Genomic DNA, 6,000 nt, shown 5'->3' with positions numbered 1-6,000 from the left:
GTTGTTGCATGATGATTGATGGGGTGGTGGGGCAGTCATTGACTTGGTGACTGACCCACCGCTTTCGCGAGCAAGCCCGCTCCCACATTGGATCTTGGGTGGGCTTTAAAAAGGTGGTGTCAGTGGCCGCCTTTCATGCGGCGGGCGATGAGGTAGATGCCCAGGCCGACCAGCGCGGTGGCGGCGCCGATGTAGCCGGTGCTGGTCCAGCCATATCCCGCTGTAATCGCCATCCCGCCGAACCACGGCCCTAGCGCGTTTGCCAGGTTGAACGCTGCGTGGTTGGAGGCTGCCGCCAAACTTGGGGCTTCGTGGGCAATGTCCATCAGGCGGATTTGCAGCGGCGCGGCCATGGCAATCATGGTGCCGACCAAACCGATGCCCAACAGTACGCTCCACAGCGAGCTGGCGGCGAAAGTGAAGAAGATCAGTACGGCCATCGACCACACCATAATCCAGCCCACGGCGCGAAATTGCATACGGTCGAACAGTTTGCCACCGGCGATGTTGCCGATGATGCCGCCCAAGCCAAACGCGGCGAGGCCGAAGGGGATCCACTGGGGCGAGACTTTGGTCACTTCGAGCATGGTCGGGGCGAGGTAGCTGAACACGCAGAACATGCCGGCAAAGCCAATCGCGCCGATGGATAGGGCCATCCACACTTGGGGTTTGGTGAAGGCGCGCAGTTCTTTGCGCGGGTCGCTGCGCGGTTCGTCGTGGCGGTCGGGGACGAATTGCCAGACCAGGGCGATAGTGCACAGGGCGATGGCGCTGACCAGTGCGAACGCCGAGCGCCAGCCCAGGTGTTGGCCCAGGAAGGTGGCGATGGGGTTGCCGAGCAGCATGGCGAGGGTGAGGCCCATCATCACGCGGGCCACGGCGCCGGCGCGTTTGTCGTTGGGCACCATGCTGGAGGCGACGACGGCGGCGATGCCGAAGTAGGCGCCGTGGGGCAGGCCGCTGATAAAGCGGAAGGCCACCAGCGAGCCGAAGGTCGGGGTGAAGGCGGTGGCGAGGTTGCCCAGGGCGTAGAGGCCCATCAGCAGTAAGAGCATGTGTTTGCGCAGCAGTTTGGCGCCGAGGATCGCCAGCAGTGGCGCGCCGACCATCACGCCCAGGGCGTAGGCGCTGATGGCGTGGCCGACTTGGGGTTCGCTTAAGCCCAGGTTTTGGGCGATATCGGGCATCAGGCCCATGATGGCGAATTCGCCGGTGCCGATCGCGAAGGCGCCCACGGCCATGGCAGCTTCCATTTTGGCGGCGCTGCGCGCGGGCAGTACGTGCCCGGGTGTTTGCTGGATAGTCATGGGTAACTCTGTAGGAAAAAAGTGCACGAAGGACAGTGGCGATGCTACGCAAGCCGCCACGAAGGTGTCTAGAACAGCGTTTTGCGCGAGCGTTCAGTTTGATTAAACGCCCTGTGACCCCAGGTCGCGGCTGGGATGCTTGACACGTGCGCGTTAAAAGCCGCGATTTAGAGCTGTCAATTGGCCAAACGGCGCATAAATGCGGTTCAGCGTGATATTCTGCGCGCCGTCTTGGTCTAGTCTTTCCCCGGTGCGTACACCCGTATACGTCCCGGCGGTCGGCTGTCGCCCAGGTAGCTGAAGCCAATAATGATAAGAAGTCAGCGCAGAAGGGACAAAAACAGTGAGGTCGCTACGTCGGCCTTGTGTGCCCACCCTACGGCCTGCAGAGTCAGGGGCGGTGGGGCGGATGGCGTTTTATCATAGGTGCTACTGATGTTTAAAAAAGTAAACACTGCCCTGCTGGGGCTGGCTTTGTCGATGGGGATCACGTCCGTTCACGCGGAAGAGGCAAAGAAAGTCGATGTGCTGCTGATCGGCGGCGGCATCATGAGTGCGACCCTGGGTGTTTGGCTCAATGAGCTGCAGCCGGACTGGTCGATGGAGATGGTCGAGCGCCTCGATGGCGTGGCCGAAGAAAGCTCCAACGGCTGGAACAACGCCGGTACCGGTCACTCGGCCCTGGCCGAACTGAACTACACCCCGGAAAACAAGGACGGCACCGTTGAGATCCCGAAAGCGGTCGAGATCAACGAAGCGTTCCAGATTTCCCGTCAGTTCTGGTCCTGGCAGGTGCAGCAGGGCGTGCTGAAGAACCCGCGTTCGTTCATCAACTCCACACCGCACATGAGCTTTGTGTGGGGCGATGACAACATCAAGTTCCTGAAAAAGCGTTACGAAGCCCTGCAAGCCAGCCCGCTGTTCGCCGGCATGCAGTACTCCGAAGACCCGGCGCAGATCGCCAAGTGGGTTCCATTGATGATGGAAGGCCGTGATCCGAAGCAGAAGATCGCCGCCACCTGGACCCCGATCGGCACCGACGTGAACTTCGGCGAGATCACCCGCCAGTTCGTCGCTCACCTGCAAACCACGCCGAAGTTTGATCTCAAACTGTCGAGCGAAGTGCAGGACATCACCAAGAACGCCGACGGTTCGTGGCGTGTGAGCTACAAAAACCTGAAAGACGGCACCAAGACCGAAACCGACGCCAAGTTCGTGTTCATCGGCGCCGGCGGCGGTGCACTGCACCTGCTGCAAAAGTCGGGCATTCCTGAAGCCAAGGAATACGCAGGCTTCCCGGTGGGCGGTTCGTTCCTGGTGACCGATAACCCGGCCATCGCCGAGCAGCACATGGCCAAGGCCTACGGTAAGGCTTCGGTTGGCGCGCCACCGATGTCGGTTCCGCACCTGGACACCCGCGTGCTGGATGGCAAGCGTGTGATTCTGTTTGGCCCATTCGCAACCTTCTCGACCAAGTTCCTGAAGGAAGGCTCGTACCTGGACCTGCTGACCAGCACCACCACCCACAACATCTGGCCTATGACCAAAGTCGGTATTCGTGAATACCCACTGGTCGAGTACCTCGCCGGCCAACTGATGCTGTCCGATGACGACCGCTTCAAGGCGCTGCAAGAGTACTTCCCGAACGCCAAGCAGTCCGACTGGCGCCTGTGGCAAGCCGGTCAGCGCGTGCAGATCATCAAGCGTGACGAAGAGCAGGGCGGCGTCCTGAAACTCGGCACCGAAGTGGTCAGCTCCGCCGACAACACCATCGCCGGCCTGTTGGGTGCATCGCCGGGCGCGTCCACCGCGGCTCCGATCATGCTGACCGTGCTGCAAAAAGTGTTCAAGGACAAGGTCGCGACGCCTGAGTGGCAGGCCAAACTGCACCAGATCGTACCGAGCTACGGCACCAAGCTGAACGACAGCCCTGAGGCTGTTGCCAAGGAATGGGCCTACACCGCCGGTATCCTGCAACTGACGCCTCCGCCTGCGATCCCGCAGCTGACCGCGCCAAAGGCCACCGAGGCTGCCAAGCCTGCGGCTGAGCCGAGCAAGCCGACGTCTGACCTGGCGCTGTAAGCCAAGCCTGATGTTAAAAAGCCCGCTGAACCGGTAACGGTCAGCGGGCTTTTTTGTGGGCGTGGGTTCAGGTGCGGGAGCGTTCGGCTGGCGGCAGTTCCACCGTGCGTTCGGCGGCGGCCAATGCGGCCTTTAAACCGGCTTTATCCAGCGGCACGCAGTACGCAGGCTTGGCCCGCTCAAAGCGCCAGCTTTCATCCAGCGTTCCCGCATCCACGGCGTCGAAACCCAGCTCGTCGAGCAGCGTGATCACATGCGCCTTTGCCGTCGCATCATCGGCGGCCACCGGCAGGGAGCGACGGTCAGGCGCACCGTGGGGGCGTGCATCGCGATTGATGTCTGAGTCAAAGATCGCATTAAACACTTTGACGACCTTTGAGTCGGCAAAATGCTCGGCCAACAGGCGGCTGGTGGTGGTTTCAAAACGGTCCAGCACCGGGATATGCCCATCGCGGTCAGGGTAGTAATTGTTGGCGTCCAGCACCGTTTTGCCTGCCAGCCACTGCGCGGGCACGCTGCGGTAGTGTTCAAGCGGGATCGCCACCAGCACCACGTCGCCAAACTGGGCGGCATCCTGCGCGCTGCCCACTTGCACACCGGGTATGCCGCTGCGCACGCTGCTCATGGTCTGCGGGCCACGGGAGTTGCTCAGCATCACCGCGTGCCCGGCAGCCAGGGCCAGTTGGGCCACGGCGCGCCCGATAAAACCTGCTCCAATCACGCCAATCTTCATGGCTTTGCTCCTGCGAAGTGGGGGAGTGGCTATGATGATTGGCAACCATTGGGTGATAAATGGGTGGTTTGGAGTCAGTGTAGTTACTGGGAGTAGTTAATCGTGGACCGTCTAACCAGCATGAGTGCGTTTGTAAAGGCCGCCGAGCTGGGCTCTTATGCCCGCGCCGCCGAGCGCTTGAACCTGTCGCCGCAGATGGTGGCCAAGCATGTCACCGCGCTGGAGCAACACCTGGGCGCCCGCTTGCTCAACCGCACCACGCGCCGGCAAAGCCTGACGGAGTTGGGTAGCGCGTACTACGAGCGCTGTAAACATATCCTCACGGAAGCCGAGGCGGCCGATTCGCTGGCGCAGATCATGAATGACACCCCGCGCGGCAAGTTGAAGGTCACCGCCCCGGTCACGTTCGGCTCCTACAGCCTGATGCCGCTGATTACCGGGTTTTTGCGTGACAACCCGGATGTGGAAATCGACTTGCACCTGACCGACCGTTTTGTCGACCTGGTGGAGGAGGGTTATGAAGCGGCTTTTCGCATCGGCCCCCTGGCGACGACCGGCCTTACGGCGCGGCCGCTGGCACCTTATCGCCTGGTGGCCTGCGCTGCGCCTGCCTACCTGACCGCACGGGGCGTGCCTTTGGTGCCGGCAGACCTTGAGCATCACGAATGCCTGGGTTATGCGTTCTGGTCACGCCCGGCAGAGCGTGAATGGGTCTTTTACCAAGGCACCACTGTGCACAAGGTGCAGGTTGCCAGCCGTTTGCAGGTCAACGAAAGCCGGGCGTTGATGACGGCGGCACTGGATGGTTTCGGCATCGTGCTTGGCCCTGAAGACTTCTTGCGCACGGCACTGGCCAAGGGCGAGTTGGTGCGGGTGCTGCCAGGCTTCGAGGCGCCGAGCCGCTCGATGCACCTGGTCTACACGGCGAACCGCCAGCGCACGGCCAAGTTGCGGCGCTTTGTCGAGGCGGTGCTGGGGCGTTTCGGACCCGCTTGAGCGCTCAAATACCGGCCCTGTGGTGCGAATACCTCAGGTTCAGCAACCTGACAGACACCACCTGTTAAAAATAACCCATAGCCAAGCAGGAGCGAGGCTGCAGCAAGGGGGCATTTTTTACCGGTGTATTCGTTGGGCGCTGGCGCCCGAGGGGTGTGTATGTTGCTACGTTATGCGGCATTGGCGGCGTTTGTCGTCGCGGCGTCCGGGTGTGTACAAGAGCGCGTGGTGCACGAGCGCGGGCCGGTGCAACGAGAGTATGTCGAGGTGGTGGCGCCGCAGCCGCCGCCGGTGCAGGTGATCGAAGTCGAGCCAGCGGCTCGCTACGGTTATGTGTGGTCACGCGGCTACTGGCGTTGGGAAGGTGGGCGCTATGTGGCGGTGCACGGCCATTGGGAGCAGGTGCGCGAAGGTTATCGTTATGTGCATCCGCACTGGGTGCAGCGTAATGACGGTTATCACTGGCAGGGCGGTGGCTGGGTTCGCTGAACCTGGCACCTGACAAAACGGCTAGCTCGGCTTTTGGGTGCCTAACAGCTTGACCTCGCGCAGCAGCGCGGCACCGAGTTGATCGCTGCCCAACTCCTGATAGCCAACTATCTGGGTGTCGCCGTGTTCTTCGGCCTGGATGATGATCACCGGTGTTTCCTTGCCGGTGGCTTCATCCACATGCAGGGCGTACTGCGGCACATCCACCTTGATCGGTGAACCCGCGGGCTTGCCTTGCACATTCAGCGTAAACGCCGCGCAGCCGCTGTCGATATCCACGCTGGTCGCGGAGCGGCCGCTGACGAAGCAGGTTTTGGGCAGGTCGGGCCAGGTGATGGTCTCGGCCAGGGCGAGGGTGGGCGCCAGGGCCATGGCAACAAGAAGCAGCATGCG

Annotated in this window: 6 protein-coding genes; 3 read left to right on the top strand and 3 right to left on the bottom strand. The window is 61.8% G+C overall.

Annotated elements, in window-relative coordinates; translation table 11 throughout:
* Positions 1–119: 119 nt before the first annotated feature.
* The gene (locus tag GIW48_RS10410; RefSeq protein ID WP_099549601.1) at positions 120–1,307 is read right to left on the bottom strand and encodes an MFS transporter; all 1,188 of its coding nucleotides are present in this window, start codon (positions 1,305–1,307) and stop codon (positions 120–122) included.
* A 435-nt stretch (positions 1,308–1,742) separates the two neighbouring features.
* On the opposite strand from GIW48_RS10410, the gene mqo reads away from it, so the two are divergent.
* Positions 1,743–3,389, top strand: a complete 1,647-nt coding sequence (gene mqo / locus GIW48_RS10405) for a malate dehydrogenase (quinone) (protein WP_017137456.1) — start codon at positions 1,743–1,745, stop codon at positions 3,387–3,389.
* Between the two features lie 67 nt (positions 3,390–3,456).
* Here the strand turns inward: mqo and GIW48_RS10400 are convergent, their stop codons facing one another.
* Positions 3,457–4,122, bottom strand: coding sequence for an NADPH-dependent F420 reductase (locus tag GIW48_RS10400; protein WP_236460675.1), 666 nt, complete (start codon positions 4,120–4,122; stop codon positions 3,457–3,459).
* A 120-nt stretch (positions 4,123–4,242) separates the two neighbouring features.
* Here GIW48_RS10400 and GIW48_RS10395 point away from each other — a divergent pair, with 120 nt between their 5' ends.
* A complete protein-coding gene (locus GIW48_RS10395; RefSeq protein WP_236460677.1) occupies positions 4,243–5,118 on the top strand; it encodes a LysR family transcriptional regulator in 876 nt (291 codons plus the stop codon).
* A 159-nt stretch (positions 5,119–5,277) separates the two neighbouring features.
* On the top strand, positions 5,278–5,607 hold the full coding sequence (locus GIW48_RS10390; protein ID WP_099549597.1) for a YXWGXW repeat-containing protein: 330 nt from the start codon (positions 5,278–5,280) through the stop codon (positions 5,605–5,607).
* Positions 5,608–5,628: 21 nt separating this feature from the next.
* Here the strand turns inward: GIW48_RS10390 and GIW48_RS10385 are convergent, their stop codons facing one another.
* Entirely contained in the window at positions 5,629–5,997 is a 369-nt protein-coding gene (locus tag GIW48_RS10385; RefSeq protein ID WP_170039025.1) for a hypothetical protein, read from the bottom strand.
* Positions 5,998–6,000: the final 3 nt, after the last annotated feature.

Source organism: Pseudomonas sp. PA-6-3C (assembly GCF_021605825.1).
Classification (GTDB): domain Bacteria; phylum Pseudomonadota; class Gammaproteobacteria; order Pseudomonadales; family Pseudomonadaceae; genus Aquipseudomonas; species Aquipseudomonas edaphica.
The sequence above is the reverse complement of the archived record's forward strand: the minus strand, read 5'-3'. Positions and strand labels throughout refer to the sequence as shown.

Bases quoted from the DNA above. Each gene is read 5' to 3' on its own strand.
- GIW48_RS10410 (WP_099549601.1), bottom strand. From the start codon at position 1,307: ATGACTATCCAGCAAACACCCGGGCACGTACTGCCCGCGCGCAGCGCC.
- mqo (WP_017137456.1), top strand. From the start codon at position 1,743: ATGTTTAAAAAAGTAAACACTGCCCTGCTGGGGCTGGCTTTGTCGATG.
- GIW48_RS10400 (WP_236460675.1), bottom strand. From the start codon at position 4,122: ATGAAGATTGGCGTGATTGGAGCAGGTTTTATCGGGCGCGCCGTGGCC.
- GIW48_RS10395 (WP_236460677.1), top strand. From the start codon at position 4,243: ATGAGTGCGTTTGTAAAGGCCGCCGAGCTGGGCTCTTATGCCCGCGCC.
- GIW48_RS10390 (WP_099549597.1), top strand. From the start codon at position 5,278: ATGTTGCTACGTTATGCGGCATTGGCGGCGTTTGTCGTCGCGGCGTCC.
- GIW48_RS10385 (WP_170039025.1), bottom strand. From the start codon at position 5,997: ATGCTGCTTCTTGTTGCCATGGCCCTGGCGCCCACCCTCGCCCTGGCC.